The 15,295-nt window shown below is 70.7% G+C and carries 16 protein-coding genes; 11 read left to right on the forward strand and 5 right to left on the reverse strand.

What is annotated here, in order from left to right; genetic code table 11:
- Nucleotides 1–32 precede the first annotated feature (32 nt).
- Nucleotides 33–362, forward strand: coding sequence for a 4a-hydroxytetrahydrobiopterin dehydratase (locus ACSU1G_RS07785; RefSeq protein ID WP_439279337.1), 330 nt, complete (start codon nucleotides 33–35; stop codon nucleotides 360–362).
- A gap of 50 nt (nucleotides 363–412) precedes the next feature.
- On the opposite strand, the gene ACSU1G_RS07790 is transcribed toward ACSU1G_RS07785, so the two are convergent.
- Together ACSU1G_RS07790 and ACSU1G_RS07795 are read right to left on the reverse strand one after the other, a co-directional pair.
- Nucleotides 413–901, reverse strand: coding sequence for a pyridoxamine 5'-phosphate oxidase family protein (locus tag ACSU1G_RS07790; RefSeq protein WP_439279338.1), 489 nt, complete (start codon nucleotides 899–901; stop codon nucleotides 413–415).
- A gap of 179 nt (nucleotides 902–1,080) precedes the next feature.
- Nucleotides 1,081–2,274 carry a ScyD/ScyE family protein gene (locus ACSU1G_RS07795; RefSeq protein WP_439279339.1) on the reverse strand — a complete coding sequence of 398 codons (1,194 nt, stop codon included), beginning with the start codon at nucleotides 2,272–2,274 and terminating at the stop codon, nucleotides 1,081–1,083.
- A 321-nt stretch (nucleotides 2,275–2,595) separates the two neighbouring features.
- Here ACSU1G_RS07795 and ACSU1G_RS07800 point away from each other — a divergent pair, with 321 nt between their 5' ends.
- The 4 genes from ACSU1G_RS07800 (at nucleotide 2,596) to ACSU1G_RS07815 (ending at nucleotide 5,988) form a co-directional block, all read left to right on the forward strand.
- Nucleotides 2,596–3,537 (forward strand): NADP-dependent oxidoreductase, encoded by a 942-nt coding sequence (locus ACSU1G_RS07800; protein ID WP_439279340.1) that lies wholly within the window; start codon nucleotides 2,596–2,598, stop codon nucleotides 3,535–3,537.
- A gap of 153 nt (nucleotides 3,538–3,690) precedes the next feature.
- Entirely contained in the window at nucleotides 3,691–4,125 is a 435-nt protein-coding gene (locus ACSU1G_RS07805; RefSeq protein WP_439279341.1) for an OsmC family peroxiredoxin, read from the forward strand.
- Nucleotides 4,126–4,134: 9 nt separating this feature from the next.
- Complete coding sequence (locus ACSU1G_RS07810) at nucleotides 4,135–5,274, forward strand: serine hydrolase domain-containing protein (protein WP_439279342.1); 1,140 nt, start codon at nucleotides 4,135–4,137, stop codon at nucleotides 5,272–5,274.
- A 42-nt stretch (nucleotides 5,275–5,316) separates the two neighbouring features.
- On the forward strand, nucleotides 5,317–5,988 hold the full coding sequence (locus tag ACSU1G_RS07815; protein WP_439279343.1) for a YczE/YyaS/YitT family protein: 672 nt from the start codon (nucleotides 5,317–5,319) through the stop codon (nucleotides 5,986–5,988).
- A gap of 37 nt (nucleotides 5,989–6,025) precedes the next feature.
- On the opposite strand, the gene ACSU1G_RS07820 is transcribed toward ACSU1G_RS07815, so the two are convergent.
- The gene (locus ACSU1G_RS07820) at nucleotides 6,026–7,054 is read right to left on the reverse strand and encodes an MsnO8 family LLM class oxidoreductase (RefSeq protein WP_439279344.1); all 1,029 of its coding nucleotides are present in this window, start codon (nucleotides 7,052–7,054) and stop codon (nucleotides 6,026–6,028) included.
- Nucleotides 7,055–7,184: 130 nt separating this feature from the next.
- On the opposite strand from ACSU1G_RS07820, the gene ACSU1G_RS07825 reads away from it, so the two are divergent.
- The 4 genes from ACSU1G_RS07825 to ACSU1G_RS07840 all read left to right on the forward strand — a co-directional run bounded on the left by ACSU1G_RS07825 (nucleotide 7,185) and on the right by ACSU1G_RS07840 (nucleotide 10,106).
- Entirely contained in the window at nucleotides 7,185–7,742 is a 558-nt protein-coding gene (locus ACSU1G_RS07825; RefSeq protein ID WP_439279345.1) for a dihydrofolate reductase family protein, read from the forward strand.
- A gap of 66 nt (nucleotides 7,743–7,808) precedes the next feature.
- Nucleotides 7,809–8,153: a PadR family transcriptional regulator gene (locus ACSU1G_RS07830; RefSeq protein ID WP_439279346.1), complete on the forward strand. Its 345-nt coding sequence runs from the start codon at nucleotides 7,809–7,811 to the stop codon at nucleotides 8,151–8,153.
- Complete coding sequence (locus ACSU1G_RS07835; RefSeq protein WP_439279347.1) at nucleotides 8,153–9,145, forward strand: hypothetical protein; 993 nt, start codon at nucleotides 8,153–8,155, stop codon at nucleotides 9,143–9,145. The genes ACSU1G_RS07830 and ACSU1G_RS07835 overlap by 1 nt, the downstream gene beginning before the upstream one ends.
- A 253-nt stretch (nucleotides 9,146–9,398) precedes the next feature.
- Nucleotides 9,399–10,106, forward strand: a complete 708-nt coding sequence (locus tag ACSU1G_RS07840) for a C40 family peptidase (protein WP_439279348.1) — start codon at nucleotides 9,399–9,401, stop codon at nucleotides 10,104–10,106.
- 106 nt (nucleotides 10,107–10,212) lie between these two features.
- Here the strand turns inward: ACSU1G_RS07840 and ACSU1G_RS07845 are convergent, their stop codons facing one another.
- Nucleotides 10,213–12,849 carry a hypothetical protein gene (locus ACSU1G_RS07845; protein WP_439279349.1) on the reverse strand — a complete coding sequence of 879 codons (2,637 nt, stop codon included), beginning with the start codon at nucleotides 12,847–12,849 and terminating at the stop codon, nucleotides 10,213–10,215.
- A gap of 82 nt (nucleotides 12,850–12,931) precedes the next feature.
- Between ACSU1G_RS07845 and ACSU1G_RS07850 the strand changes: the two genes are divergently transcribed.
- On the forward strand, nucleotides 12,932–13,834 hold the full coding sequence (locus ACSU1G_RS07850) for an amidohydrolase family protein (protein ID WP_439279350.1): 903 nt from the start codon (nucleotides 12,932–12,934) through the stop codon (nucleotides 13,832–13,834).
- Here the strand turns inward: ACSU1G_RS07850 and ACSU1G_RS07855 are convergent.
- The gene (locus ACSU1G_RS07855; RefSeq protein WP_439279351.1) at nucleotides 13,831–14,670 is read right to left on the reverse strand and encodes a helix-turn-helix domain-containing protein; all 840 of its coding nucleotides are present in this window, start codon (nucleotides 14,668–14,670) and stop codon (nucleotides 13,831–13,833) included. The genes ACSU1G_RS07850 and ACSU1G_RS07855 overlap by 4 nt on opposite strands.
- Nucleotides 14,671–14,747: 77 nt before the next feature.
- Here ACSU1G_RS07855 and ACSU1G_RS07860 point away from each other — a divergent pair, with 77 nt between their 5' ends.
- The gene (locus ACSU1G_RS07860) at nucleotides 14,748–15,263 is read left to right on the forward strand and encodes a VOC family protein (protein ID WP_439279352.1); all 516 of its coding nucleotides are present in this window, start codon (nucleotides 14,748–14,750) and stop codon (nucleotides 15,261–15,263) included.
- Nucleotides 15,264–15,295 lie beyond the last annotated feature (32 nt).

A 15,295-nucleotide genomic window follows, 5' to 3' on the forward strand; every position in this document is an offset into this window, starting at 1 on the left:
CAGGTGCCGGTGTCCGGCGGGAGGATGGTTCCATGAGCGAATCGAAGCCTGACCCGAAGAAGACCCTTACCTCCGCCGAGATCGCCGAGATCGCCGAGGCCGGACTGGACGGCTGGACCGAGGACGAGGGGACCCTGACAGCCACGTTCGCCACGAAGTCCTTCGCCACCGGACTGGAGCTCGTCAACCTCATCGGCGCCTCCGCGGAGGAGAACAATCACCACCCGGACCTGGTCCTGACCTACCCCTCCGTGCAGGTCACCTGGTCCAGCCACGACGTCGGAGGCGTCACCAGCCGGGACGTGCGTCTGGCGAGGGCGACCAGTGAGCACGCGAAGGGGCTGGGGCTCTCGTTCGCCTGAACGGCAAGGTGATGACGTGAGCAACACCGTGCCTCCGGGGCGGAGGTGTCCTACTCCTCCGCCGCGTGCGGCACGTCCTGCAACGGGGTGCGCCACCACTCGGGGGAGACGATGGGGAAGCGGCGGCCGGTGACCTCGGTCGGGACGATGCGGATGAACTTCCCCTTCTCCCCACCCTGCCAGGGGAACAGCGGCAGGCGCACGGTGTCCATGAGATCGGCGGTTTCCGTGATCTGCTCCGCCCGGCCCTTGACCACCACGCTCCACGCGGTCCCGGACTCGGCGTCCGGGCCGTCGGTCTCCAAGGCCACGGCTGAGTCGCCCAGGGCCGCGGAGGCCTTGGTCCCCTCGGCGGTACGGAATATCAGGGCGCCCTGGTCCACCGCGAAGTTCACGGGGAAGATCTCGGGGTGGTTCTCCACCCACACCGCCAGGCGACCGATCTCAGCGTGGCGCAGCAACTCCCAGCAGTGTTGCTCGGTGAGCTTCTCGACCTCTGGGCTGGCGCCCTCGGCGCCCTCCGTCCGTCTCTGCGTCACGTGGTCCTCCTCGGTCAGGTCGGTGTGTTCATCCGGGTCCGGGGGTGTCTCGGACGCGGCCTTGCCCGGCGGTCACCGGATACCACCAACTCTGGCGGGGCGGGGACCGCCGGGCAAGGGGCGGTCGGCTGGATCAGTGTGGCATTCGGTGCAGCGGGACCTGGAGGGTCAGCGGGTCATCACCGACGGCCGCGCTGCTGGTACTCCACCGTCACCACCTTGCCGTTGCCTTCGGGATCGAAGACGCCGGTGGTCGCGTAGACGGTGTTGCCCTTCACCTCGACGTCCCCGGGGGAGTCGGCGGTGAATAGAGTGGTGGCCTTCTGGGACCCCTTCTTGATGACGGAGACCTTGCCGCCGAACATCTCCGCGGCGAACACGGTGCCGTTCGAGGCCACAGCCACCCCGGTGGTGCCGTGCAGTCCGGTGGCGACCGTGCGGATCTTGCCATGCCGGGGGTCGACCTTGTACACGTGGCTCAGAGGCAGGGACTCCCCGAGGATCCCGGCCAGGGTGGTCACGTAGAGCTGGCCGTCCCGGCCCATCTCCACGTCCGTGGGCACGGGCTCACCCACGAAGGTCTTGCCGAGCAGACAGTCCGGCGCGGTGGTGCCCTCCGGCAGCTGCGGCATCCCGGCCAGAACCGTGTTGAGCGCACCCATCAGCTCGGGTCCGGCGGTGACCTTAACGGGCGGCAGGACGGCGATGGTGGAGATCTTCCCGGACTTCGGGGAGACCTTCAGCAGGGCGTTGGCGCCGGCGTCGGCCACATAGGTGGCATGCCGGGTGACGTCCAGCTGGTAGGCGTGGGAGAAGTTCTCGCCGCGGGACTCGCTGACCAGGTGTTGACCGATCTGGTTTTCCAGTGCCGCCAGATCGCTCGCGCACTGGCCCTTGAGTCCCACGAATCCGTACTTGACCCGCCCGTCTGCGTTGGTCTTGGCCTCGTGGGCGAGGAAATCCCGGCTGACCACGGAGCGCTTGCCCCGGGCCGAGGTCTTGACGATGTGGCTGAACCCGGCCAGGTAGTCGGTCTCGATGTGGAACGTGGAGCCGCCGGAGACGTCCACCCCGGAGATCTCGTTGGAGGACCCCTCGGGAGTGGGCTCTCCCGGCGGCATCTGGGCCACCGTGGAGACCCGGCCCCGACGGTCGATCTTGGAGAGGTTGCCCAGGAAGGCTTGGGTGACGAACAGCTCGTGGCGGTCCCCGAGGCCCAGGGCCAACGGCCCGGCGAGGCCTTCGGCGACCGTCGAGGGGACCGGTGGTTCGGGGGAGCGATGCGCCTGGGCGGGCGCGGCGATCAGCGTGGCGGATAGGGCGAGGCAACTGGCGGCCGCGATGGCGGAGGCGCGCAGGGGGCTCTTGGGCATGGTGGATCTCCGATGGAGAGGGAACGTCATGACACGGCGGATGGGTCAGGCACGGTACCGGCAACAGCACCGGAGGCAGGGCGCGGGCCGCGGCCTCGGGGGAGAGCAGGCGGCCGGAGTGGGAACGGGAGAAGAGTAAGTCCACCGCGGCCCCGGCGTCCACGGCCGACCACCGCTCGATTGCGTGCCGACGCCAGGGTCTCCTGAGGATTTCGCAACGGTCCCGGTCACAGGGTGTCAAGGGATGGAATGCTCTAGAACCCTTCACCGTCCGCCGTCTTCAGGGGACCTCACCGACCGGCGCTCTGCTTGACTGGGTCCATGCGCGCATTCGGATTCACGGAGTACGGCGGGCCCGAGGTCACCCGGTTGATCCAGCTGGAGGACCCCGTTCTCGCGGCCGGCCAGGTCCTCATCCGGCTTCACGCCTCCGGGGTCAATCCTGCAGACGTCAAGGTCCGCTCGGGGCTGCGGCAGGGACGGATCCCGGTGCGGTTCCCCATGGCCATGGGCCGTGAGGCGGCCGGCGAGGTGCTCCGGGTGGGTCCCGGGGTCGAAGAGTTCGCGCCCGGCGATCAGGTGTTCGGCTCCACGGCCAGCGGCACCGGATCGATATCCGAGCTGGTCCTGCTGGAGGCGGCAGCCACCGCGCAGCGACCCGCCGGTGTGAGCGTGGAACAGGCCGCCTCGATCCCCGTCTCAGTGGCCACCGCCTTCGACGCCCTGGACGAGCTGGAGTTGGCCGAGGGCTCCACGCTGCTGGTCCTCGGGGCCGGCGGAGCCGTGGGCACGGCGGCCTGCGGGCTGGCCCGGCTGCGCGGTCTGCGCGTGCTGGGCGTGGCCTCGGAGTCCAAACGGCCGGCCGTGGAGGGTCTCGGCGCCGTGCACGTGCCCAAGGGCGTCGGCTGGGTGGACCGGGTACGCGAGCTGGCCCCGGCGGGTGTGGACGGGGTGATCGACTCCGTGGGGGGCGAGGTCCTGCGGCAGGCCGCCGGACTGCTGCGGCCGGACGCGCCGCCGTCACGCGGACAAGCCCTCCTGCCGCTGCGCAGCGCCGCCGACTATGACCTGGCCCGTGAGGTGGGCGGCTCCCCCGTGACCCGACGCCGGACCACAGCCGTCTACGCACGGGTGGCGGGGCTGGTGGCCGAGGGGCGCTTCACCCCCGTGGTCTCCGCCGCCTGGCCGCTGGCCGAGGCGCATCAGGCCGTGGCCGCCGTCGAGCATCACAGCCCGGTGGGCAACGTGGTGGTGACGGTCTGAGCTCCGGGACGCCCAGGAAATGCAGACCGAGAGTCCTCCTCTGCGCAGCATCCCCTCCGTCACGCCCGAACCCTGACATCCCTCCGGGATTCTGGATACGGTGGAAAGGGTAGCGGAATCAGCTGCCCCCCGACGCCTTTCAGGAGGAACACCATGCCCCGTCCTATCGTCAGCCAGGCCAGCACCTCATGGGACGGAGACCTGTTCACCGGGTCCGGTTCTACGACCCTGAAGACCTCCGGTTCCGGCACCTTCGACGTGAACTGGAAGGCCCGCGCGGAGGAGGCCGGTTCCACCACGAACCCCGAGGAGCTGCTCGCCGCGGCCCACGCCACCTGCTACACCATGCAGTTCTCGAACATGCTCAAGGAGAACGGCACCGCCCCCACCCACCTGGACACCACCGCGGACGTCACGTTCGAGCCCGGGGTGGGCATCTCGAAGATCCTCCTGGTCGTCAAGGGCCAGGTCGAGGGGATCTCCACGGAGGACTTCGTGAAGATCGCCAGTGAGGCCAAGGATCAGTGCCCCGTGTCCCAGGCGCTCGCCGGCGTGAAGGACGTCAGCGTGGACGCCACCCTGGCCTGAGTCCCGCCGATGACGGACCTGTTCGATCGGGTCGGCGCCGAGATGCGCGCCGCCGTGCAGGATATGCAGTTCCCCGGGCTGGTCTGGTCCCTGACCACCGGGCACGACGCCGGCCGGCAGGTGGCGCTTCAGGCCCCCGGGGAGGTGCCGGGAGACGCGCTGATCCGGATCGCCTCGGTCACGAAGCCGATCGCCGCGGCGGTGACCCTCGCCCTCGCCGAGGACGGGGTGCTCTCCCTGGACGATCCGGTGGAGCGGTTCGTGCCGACTTGGGCCGGGCGCCGCGTGCTGGCCACCCGGAATGGGCCTCTGTCCGAGAACGTGCCGGCGTCCCGCCCGACCACGGTGCGAGACCTGCTGGCGATGGGCTTCGGGCTCGGTTATGACCTGGTCGCCCCGGAGGGGGATGCCCTCTCCGCCGCCACCGCGGCGGCCGGACTCTACTCGGGCTGGCGGGTCCCCGGCCTGTACCCGGCCGCGTGGGCCGAGCGGGCGGCGGGCCTGCCGATGGCCCATCAGCCCGGGCAGGGGTGGCTCTACCAGTCCTCCTTCGACGCACTCACCGTGGTGCTGCAGGCCGCCACCGGTCAGGGCTTCGACGCGATCCTGCGCGAACGGATCCTGAAGCCGCTGGCGATGGACGAGACCGGATACACCGTGTCCGAGGGGCAACTAGACCGGGTGCCCCGGCACGGGTTCCCGGACGCCGGCGGCGGGCCGGCGGAGGTCCTTCCGACCGGTGACAGGAGTCTGCTGGAGCCACCCCCGTTCCCCTCGGCCGCCACGGGCCTGGTCTCCACGGCGGCCGACCTGATGCGCTTCGCCACGATGCTGCTGGATGGCGGGAGGGGCCCGCACGGACGGGTACTCACCGCGGACTCCGTGCGCGCGATGACCACGGACACCACCACCGAGGCGGGTCGGCAGATGGGACGCGGCTTCCTGCCCGAAGGGCACGGCTGGGGCCTCGGGGTCGGCATCGACCGCAGCGGCCGGTTCGGCTGGGACGGCGGGACGGGATCGAGCCTCTGGGTGGACCCCGCCACCGGAGTGGCCGGGGTGCTGCTGACCACCGAGGGCATGGGCTCCCCCGAGCCGCCCCAGTACCTACAGCGCTTCTGGCGGGCGGTGCGGCTCCGGTCCGCCTGAGTCTGCCGTTGGGCCGGTTCCGCGTCGCCTAGAGTGACTGCGGTGGGAACTGAGGCAGAGCAGACATCACCGGAGCGGTCGCTGGTCTGGCGGTGGGTGCGGTTCCTCGTGGGGGTGTGCCTGATTGCGCTGGGGGTGGCCCTGAGCATCCGCGCCGGGCTGGGTGCCACCCCGATCTCCACCATCCCCACCGTGCAGGCCGAAGTCACCCCCATGACGGTCGGCACGTTCCTGATGGGCATGAACGTGTTCTTCGTGGTGCTCCAGGTCCTGTTGCTCCGGCGCCGGTTCCCGCCCTTCCAGTTCATCCAGGTCCCCATTGCCGTGGTCTTCGGTCTGATGTGCGACGCCGCGCTCTGGGCGACCCGCTGGATCACCCCGGAACACTATGCCGAGCAGGTGTTGTGGACGGTGGCGAGTGTCCTCGTGATCGCGGTGGGCGTCTACGTCGAGGTGGTGGCGAAGGTCGCCTACCTGCCCGGAGACGGGATCGTCTTCACCCTGCACCAGGTGATCGGGATGCGCTTCGGCACCGTGAAGCAGCTCTTCGACTGGTCCCTGGTGGTCCTGGCGGTCGCGCTGTCCCTGCTCCTGCTCGGTGAGCTGTTCGGCGTCCGCGAGGGCACGGCCCTCTCCGCGATCGGTGTGGGCGCCGTGGTCAAGGTCATCGAGCGGCTGCACTCACGGTGGCTGATCCGGCGGCGCAGCGCCTGAGCGTGAGACTGAGCGTGATCCCGAGCCGGGCCTGAACTCAGGCGAACAGACCCGCCACCAGATCATCCGAGCGGCGTTGACCTGCCGCATCGCTCATACCGCCGGTCACCAGGACTTCGTCGGCGCCCGTGAAGGCCACCAGCGCCTCCACGCCACGGCGCACCTGCTCCGGGGTGCCGTGGATGCCGGTGGCGAGGCTCTCCGCGACCCGACGCCGATCACGCTCGGTGGCGGAGCCGGCGTCGTGCAACGCCTTGATCTCCGCCACCGGAACCAGAGGGCGGAACTCGCCCGCGACCCTGGACTGGGCCAGCGCCCAGGCCTCCGGCAGCACCAGGTCCCGGGCGGCCTGCGGGGTGTCCGCCGCCGCGAGCGTGGCCGAGACGATCACGTAGGGCTCGGCGAACCACCGCGAGGGGCGGAAGTCCCGGCGGTAACGCGCCAGGCCCTCGTGCCCGGCCAACGGTGCGGCCGGGGTACCGCGCTGGAACAGGGACGGCCCGCCCACCACAACGGCCAGCCCGGCCTCCGCGGCCCACCTCAGTCCCTGCCCGGTCGCCAGCACGAACACCGGGGTGGCGGCATGGTCCTGCGGCCGGGCGGCGATGTCGGCGGTGCCCCCGAGGTACGTGAGGAGCTCGGCCAGGTCGTCCGGGAACTGCTGCGCCGCGTCCTTGTCCCGGCGCAGGGCTCGGCGCACCGCGGGGGTGAACCCCACCGAGCGACCCAGGCCGAGGTCGATCCGGCCGCGGAACAGCGCCTGGAGCGTGGCCGCCTGCTCGGCGACGACCAGCGGCTGGTGGTTGGGCAGCATGACACCGCCGGAACCCACCCGCAGGTGCTCGGTGGCCGCGGCGATGGCGGTCATGAGCAGCGTCGGCGCGGAGCCCGCGATACCCGGCACGCCGTGGTGCTCCGCCACCCAGAAGCGCCGATACCCCAAGGTCTCGGCACGCCGGGCCCGGGCGATGACCCCGCCCAGGACCTCGGACTCCGTGACCCCGGTCAGGGAGTTGGCGCGGTCGAGGAGGGACACGGGCAGGCCGGAGAGGGAGTGTGGGGTCATGACCGGCATAACGGCGGACGGCGCCGGAATATTGCCGACGCCTCCGCGGGCGCCTCAAGGGGTGCCTGTGGGGGTGCCTGTGGTCCTGGGGACCTGCCGGTCGCCGCGCCCTCCCTGCTACCCTGCGCGCATGGCCGTCATCTACGAAACCGCCGCCACCCTGAACGGCTTCCTCGCCACCCAGGACAACTCCCTGGACTGGCTGTTCGAGATCCCCGGCGAGCAGCCAGACCTCAAGCCCTTCATGGAGTCTGCGACCGCCCTGGTCATGGGCTCCACCACCTATGAATGGCTGCTGGACAGCGAGGACCTGCGGGCGCACCCGGAGAAGTGGCAGGACAGTGTGGGCAGCCAGCCCGTCTTCGTGTTCTCGAGCCGTGCGCTTCCGGTCCCGGAGGGCGCCCAGGTGCGGATCCTGACCGGCGACGTCGGCCGGCACCTTCCCGAGATCCGTGCGGCTGCCGGGGAGGGGGATATCTGGATGATGGGCGGTGGCGGTCTCGCGGCCCAGTTCCTGGCCGCCGGGGCCCTCGACCGGATCGCGCTCACGGTGGCTCCGGTCACCCTGGCCGCGGGAAAGCCCCTGTTCGCCGGCGATGTGACGTGGGACCGCCTGAGGTTGCGCTCCGCGGAGAAGATCGGCGAATGGGCCCGGCTCGTCTATGACGTGACGCCACTGACGGCCTGAGCTTCCTGCCTCACGCATTACCCCTGACGCTTGTAATAGTGTGTCTTACACACTATTGTGTGAGGCGTGAACGAAGAACTGGCCTCCACCCTCGCGACCCACCGGCAGGAACTGCGGCGCGGCACCCTCGTGGTCGCCTGCCTGCTGGCCTGCCGGACCCCGCGCTACGGCTACGCGCTGCTGGAATACCTCGGGACCGTGGGCCTGGCGGCGGAGGCCAATACGCTCTACCCGCTGCTGCGCCGGCTCGAGGGCCAGGGATTGCTGCGGGCCGAGTGGAACACGGACGAGCCCCGTCCGCGCAAGTACTACAGCCTCACCGAGGACGGCGCCCGGATGGCGGACGAGCTTCGGGACGAATGGACACGACTGACGGCCAGCATGGCCGCACTCTGGAAGGAAACCCCCTGATGGCCACCCTGACCCGTCGCTACATCGACCAGGTCGTCGCCCACGTGCCCGACGGCCAGCGCCAGGACATCTCCCAAGAACTCCTCGCCCTCACCTCGGACATGCTGGATGAGCGGCTGGCCGGCGGGGCCGAGGAGTCGGCCGCCGAGCGGGAGGTGCTCGAGGAACTCGGGGACCCGGCCCGCCTGGCCGCCCGGTACCGCGAGGCGCCGAACTACCTGATCGGCCCGGACGTCTTCCCCCTCTACACCCGGTTGCTGCGCTGGGTCCTGGTCCTGGTCGCGCTGGTCTCGCTGTTGGCCAACGTCGTGGTCTACTCCGCCACGGTGCCCGATGGGCACCTGGGCGGGATGCTCGGACAGGCCATCGGCGAGGCCGTCGTCGCGCTCTTCGTCGCCTTCGGCGCCGTCACCGGGTTCTTCGCCGTGTTCGAGCGTGTGGTCCCCCCGCGGGACCGAGGCCGCGCCGGCCACAGTGCAGGGCGCCGGTGGAGCGTTGACGACCTGGACCTGGAGGTGGTCAACGCCCGGGACGCCCGCGCGGAGGCCATCTCCAGCCTGGTCTTCCTCGGGATCGTGGCCTTGCTGCCCCTGGTGCCCACCACGTTTTTGTACGTGGGACACCTCAACGGCGGTGGGCCGTTCGTCAACCCCGCGCTGTGGGACTTCTGGTTGCCCGCCTACTACGTGGTGCTGGCCCTGGCAGCAGCTCAGGCCGTGTGGACCATCGTCAGGGGCCGCATGACCCGGTGGCAGCTGCTCGCACGTGCAGCGCTGGACGTGGTGGCCGCGGTGTTCTTCACCGTGCTGGTGCTGACCCAGGAAGTCCTGGACCCCGCCATCGACGCGGGGATCCTGCAGACCGCCGGCGGGATGGACTGGGTGGATGTGCTCTACGTGGCGGTGATCTGGATGGTGGCGCTCTGGGACCTGTATGTCTGCGTCGGGTACTGGCGGACGCTGCGTTCCCAGGATCCGTTGATCACGACGTGATAACGTGGCGCCTCGACTCGGCGGCCTGATGCATCAGCTCGTGAGGCCGATGAGGCTGATGTGACACTCAGGTGGTGTTCAGCGGGCCGTAAGGTTGCGGTTTCATAACAAACCTGTACCTTTAAATAACGGTCCGATAACCCCGCGATGCCGGGAGGGGCAGCCGCTGATCCCCTGTGGGGACGGCGCGGTCTGTCCCGTAGGCATCGGGGACCGCCGTGTGCACATCATCGTCTATTCAAGGTTTTCCTCCATGACTTTCTCCACCCGCCGTGATCGCCTCGCCGCTGAGCGGCAGGCCCGCAGCTCCCATGCCCGCCGACGCCTGGCCGTGGGCACCCTCGGGGTGACCACCGCGTTCGGCGCGGTCCTCGCCGGCGTGGCCCCGGCCTCCGCCAACGACGGCTCGCAGCCAGCGTCCAGCTACCAGGACTGGAGCTACGAGGGTGAGTCGACGGGCTCGAGCTCCTCCGGGTCCTCCAGCTCTCCGTCCGACTACGCCTCGGACTACTCCACTGCCTCGAGCAGCTCATCGAGCGAGGGTGCCACCTATCGGCTGGCCTCGTACTCCTCGACGTCCGGCTCCTACGGGGCGGCCGCGGACTGGGCCGTGTCCACGGCCAATGACTCCTCGGTCGGCTACTCCTACGGTGGGAACGGGCCGTCCGCGTATGACTGCTCCGGTTTCACCCAGAGCGCGTTCGCCCAGGCCGGCGTGGAGCTCCCCCGGACCTCCGGGGCCCAGTACGCCGGCGCCAGCCAGTATGTGGGGCTGGACGAGCTGCAGGTCGGTGACCTCGTGTTCTGGTCCAACAACGGCTCGTCCTCCGGCATCTACCACGTGGCCGTGTACGTGGGCGACGGCAAGATCGCCCACGCCCGCAACCCCGCCGAGGGTGTCTCCGTCACCGACGTGGACTACAGCCCCTGGAACATGATGGGCACCGCCGCGCGGTACTGATCCGGGCCGGCGCCCACGACGCCAGCTCGCGCGGCGTCCACTCCACTTTGGGGGCAGAGATGACTAGTCATCTCTGCCCCCAAAGTGCTGTTGTGACGGGCGCTGCTCAGGCGCCGAAGCGCTGGGTGTGGAGCAGCTCCTCGGCACGGCGGGACCCGCTGGTCTCCCGCGAGGTGAGGGTCTGCACCAGCGTCTGGACCCGGAGCACTCGCGCCTCCCAGGCCGCCCCGCGCTGTTCCCTGCGGGGCAGCCGCCCCAGGGCGTCCACCTCACGCCAGGCGGTCACCAGCCCCATCTCGTAGAGCCGCTGCTCGGACTCCTCGGCCCGGCCCCCGGTCGGCGAGTCCAGGCCCAGCACCGCGACCATGTCCAGCCGGGAGAGGTCCAGCCCGAGGGCCAGCTGGTTGAGTTCCTGCTGGAGCCCTGCCAATTGGCGCCGTACTGCAAAGTTGCCCGCCCGCCGTCGGGCAGCCTCCACGGCGGCCATGCCGAGCATGATGAGGGTCATCAGGCCGGTCCACGAGCTGACCGAGACCGCCCAGAACACGGCCGTGGGACTCACGTTGTCCATGGTCAGGTGGTTGTACTCCATGGCCCGGCCCAGGTCTCCCAGCCGGTATCCCACCCACCAGCCGAGGGGGACATCCGCCATGTCGCCGGTGCCGTGGACCGTGGGCTCGGTGCCCGTGAAGTAGTAGGCGCCCATCCGGCTGCTGACACCCACGCTGAACTCACCGGTCAGGAAGTTGTCGAAGGCGAAGGTGCCGTCCGCCAACCGCCACACGGGCAGGATGGCCTGACCCAGGGCCACGTCCCCCGTGCGTGGATCCACCACCTCCGGGAACCGGGCCGCCACGTCCTGCTTGAGCTGCTGCTGGGCCTCCATCAGTTCCCAGTAGTCGATCGCGATGCGGTGCTCATACTCCGGATCCGGGGAGTAACTGAGGTACTGATCCGCGGGCAGCACCGCCACCGTCAGGAAGACCTCCGCTGGCAGCAGCGCGGCGTCCTCGCTGTACTCCAGGGACTTGGCCATCTGCTCCCGGATGAGGTCCAGCGAGAGGCTCTCCGCGTGAGTCTGCGGATCGGGCTCCGAGGGGTCCACGGGCTCGCGCAGCGAATCGGGATCACCGTAGACCTGCAGTCCGGCCAGCGGCTGATCGCCCGTGAGCTCCCGCCCGTACTGGATATGACTGTCCTGAACCTGCGCGGAGACCACCCAGCCGGCGGTCAGGGCCAGCAGCAGCGGCAGGAGCCCCGCCACCAGGCCGTAGGGGACCGCGGTGGACTTCTGGTCCGCGCCGGGTGGCGGTGCCGGCTGACGGTCAGTGGACTCGCGGCGGTCGATCAGCGCCAGCACCCGCTCGGTGGCCTGGAGCGGCCCCAGGTCCCGGCCGTGCCCCAGACCCAGTGAGGCCCGCAAGGCGGCGAACGAGTCGGTGGCCCCGGCCGTGGCGGCCGAGACCCGGCTGCGCGAACGCTCCTGGATCGCCTCGTCCAGAGACCGGCCATCAGCCTTCGGAAGGGTCTTCGGCGAGGCGAGCCGCCGGCTCATCTTCCCGGCGGTGGCGCGGATGGCCTGCTCCGCGGCGTTCCAGCGGTCCAGCAACACCACGGAGGGGGCGACGCCGGCCGCCACCTCGTGCGTGATGGACAGCAGTTCCGCCCGCCGCGCCTCCAAGGCCCGCGCCTCGGCCGGGTACCTCTCGTGGTGGGCGAGCACCTCGTCGATCGACTGGAGCAGGGGCAGGGCGAGACGGTCCAGCACCGAGCGGGACCCGGCATGCCCGGAACGGACCTCGGCGGCCTGGGCGAGGACGTCGGTGTGCCGTTGCAGGTCCAGGGTGTCCGCCGAGAACCGCTCGAGGTCGGTGCTCAGCTGCTCCTCGGTGCGGGCCTTCAGGGGCGAGACGGTGCGGTCGAGCTCCGCCACCAGTTCCTGCTCGGTGCGGGCCAGCTCGACGGTGAGGTCCCGGACCCGCTTCCCATCACGGCGCAGCTGGGCTCGCACTGACTGGTCCGCCTCCGCCACCTCCACCCGCAGGTTCAGGGTCTCCAGCTCCAGCACGGCCCGGGCCAGCCGGAGCTGGGCCTCCCCGAAGGCCCGGTACCGGGCATACTCGCCGCGCCGCCGGCGGATCCAGCGGTACATGGCCAGGACGGCGATGAACATGGGCAGGGCGGCCAGCGGGGTCCAGAGCAGTGGGGTGCGCACCCCACCGTCGAACCGCAGGTCCGCCGCCGTGAGCGCGGCCCCGAGCACGGCGTGGGGGCCGTGCCCGAGGGTGCGGTTGTTGACGAAGGTCTCGCGGATGGTGGCCGCGTCCCGGTAGTGGTCGCCGTAGTCCTCCCCCGAGAAGGCCACGCGGTGGGCATCCGGCAGGGCCAGGTCCAGGTCTTCGGGGTCATCGGTGATGGAGAGCATGACGTCCGCCGCGCCCGTCTCGCCGTTGGAGTACTCGTCCCACTCCAGGTCCCGGCCCACCACGTGCAGGGTGAAGGGCTCGTGGGCCAGCCCGATGCCCTCGGCGGCGGCCTCCACGGACTCCTGCGTGATGCCGTACGGCAATCCCTCGTCCACCACGAAGGTGATGGGTTCGGTGGGTTCGGCGGTGACCTGGCTGAAGCCGATGGCGCCGAGCATCACGGAGAGCCCGGCCAGGGCCACGGCCAGGACAGGGAATCGGGACGGGGGCCGGCGGCGCAGCGGGCCGCGACGCTGTGATCGGGAGGGGCGGGGCACGGCACGAGTGTATGGGAGGGTGGGCCTTGTCCCTGCCCAGTTGCCTGTTCAGTTTCTTGGCCAACACCCGAGGAGGAGTCGCGTGGCGCAGCCAGCACCCCGGACCGATGCCGAGGTCCGCCCGTACCTGGAGTCCCTCGGGCTTCCCGGCGTGGTGGACCTGCACGTGCACTTCATGCCGCAGAACATGCTGGACAAGGTCTGGGCGTTCTTCGACGGGGTCGGCGAGAAGGGCACCGTCCCGCCGTGGACGATCACCTACCGCACGCCCGAGGCGGAGCGGGTGGATGCCTTGCGGCAGATGGGCGTCAGTGCCTTCACCACCTTGAACTACGCGCACCGTCCCGGCATGGCGGGCTGGCTCAACGACTACTCCGCCCGGTTCGCCGCCACCCACCCGGACGCCATCCACTCCGGCACGTTCTACCCCGAGCCCGGGGTGGCGGAACAGGTGGCCGGATGCCTGGAGGCCGGTGTGCGGGTCTTCAAGGTCCACGTCCAGGTGGGAGGTTTCACCCCGCTGGATCCCCTGCTGGAGCCGGCCTGGCAGCTGATCGAGCAGGCCGGCACGCCGGTGGTCATCCACTGCGGCAACGGGCCGACCCGCGGCGAGCACACCGGACCCGGGCCCATCCGCGAGCTGCTGGCCCGCCATCCGCGGCTCGTGCTGGTGATCGCCCACGCGGGACTGCCCGAGTATGCGGAGTTCGTGGCGCTGGCCCGCCAGTATCCCGGGGTGCACCTGGACACCACCATGGTGGGGACCTCCTATATGGAGTACTCCTTCCCGCTGCCGGCGGACTACCCACAGGCCATGACAGACCTGGCGGACCGGGTGGTCCTGGGCACCGACTTCCCCAACATCCCCTACCCCTACGCCCACCAGATCGAGGTCCTGGCCGGCTGGGGCCTCGGGGACGACTGGATGCGCAAGGTCCTCTGGGAGAACCCCCGTCGGCTGGTCGGGCTGGACGTGCAGTCCTAGGGACCGTCCCGATCTCCATCCTGACTGCCGTCCCGACCGCCGTCCTGTCGGTAGTCCCGCGGTGTCAGGCCCAACACCGTGCGGAAGTCCCGGCTCAGGTGGGCCTGGTCCGCGTAACCGAGTTCTGCGGCCACGTCCGCGATGCGCACGGCCGGGTCCGCGCGCAGCCGCTGCGCCGCCTCCTGCAGCCGGTACCGGCGGATGATCGCCAGCGGCGGCAGGCCCACATGGCTCCGGGCCAGCCGTTGGATGCCCCGCGCAGAGGTGCTCAGCTGCGCGGCCACCTGCTCCACCCGGGTGATCTGCCGGTCCGCGGCGATCGCCTCCTCCATCGCATTGGCGAGCCGGCCAGCCTCGTCCGGCGACGCCAGACGGCCCGCTACCCAGCGGGAGAAGACCGAGGCGGCGTGGGCGCGGGAGGAGGCACCGCCGTCGGGCATCATGGCCTGGACCACCGCGCTGTGCAGGTCCGGAGCGTTGAACGGGACCTCGGCGTCCCGGAGCGCGCCGAGGTCCGGGTGCAATTGCACCGCGGCGGCCGGGCGGAGCAGCGCGCCCACCGCCCAGCCGGTGCCCCTCAGGTCCCGGAACGAGGCGCGGGACGACGGCCCGGAGAGCGTCACAGCCTCAAGCTGGACCACCAGGTTGGAGGCCGGGAAGGGGAGCAGCTCCTGCCGGGAGGTCCGGCCCGGCGCCACCTGCCAGCGTGGGATCCAGAACCAGCGGATGAGGCCTTCGAGCTCGGGTGGGGCCGGGAGTCGGTGGAAGGTGGGCAGGCGGGCGGGGTACAGGATGCCGCGGGGATCCCCGGTGCGGGGGTCCTCGGAACCGGTCATGCCGGGCTCCTCCCGGGGGGCGGATGCTGTCGCGAATCTCCAAGCCGTGGGACCCGCGCCCGGCCTACGGTGGCTCCATGAGCGAACAGAGCGAACAGGACACGCCCCGGCTCGGGGTTGATGGAGAGCATACGACCCATGGCGTCCCCCACGGGTTCACCAGCCTGACCCCGTTCCTGGCGGTGGCCGGCGCGCGGGAGGCGGTGGAGTTCTACCGGGACGTCTTCGGAGCCCGGGTACTGGGCGTCACCGAGATGGGCGGCATGGTGGTGCACGCCGAGCTGGACTTCGGCCAGGGCCGGCTGCAGCTCGGTGAACCGAACCCGGCCTACGGTCTGGTGCCGGCCCCCGCGGGGGAGGACGACTGCTATTCGATGGGGCTGTACTGCGCGGACGTGGACGCACTGGTGGCCCGGGCTGAGCAGGCGGGGGCGGTGATCCGCGAGCCGCTGAGCACCTTCGTCTCCGGGGACCGCTTCGCCTCGATCCGCGATCCCTTCGGGGTCCGCTGGTCCCTGATGTCCCGGGTCCTGGACCTGACGCAGGAGGAGAGTGACCGGCGGGTGGCCGAGTGGGCCGCGGCCCAGGGGTGAATCGGTCGGGGCGCCGGACCTGTCGGCGGGTC

The sequence above is a fragment of the Microbacterium sp. A93 genome (assembly GCF_051842835.1).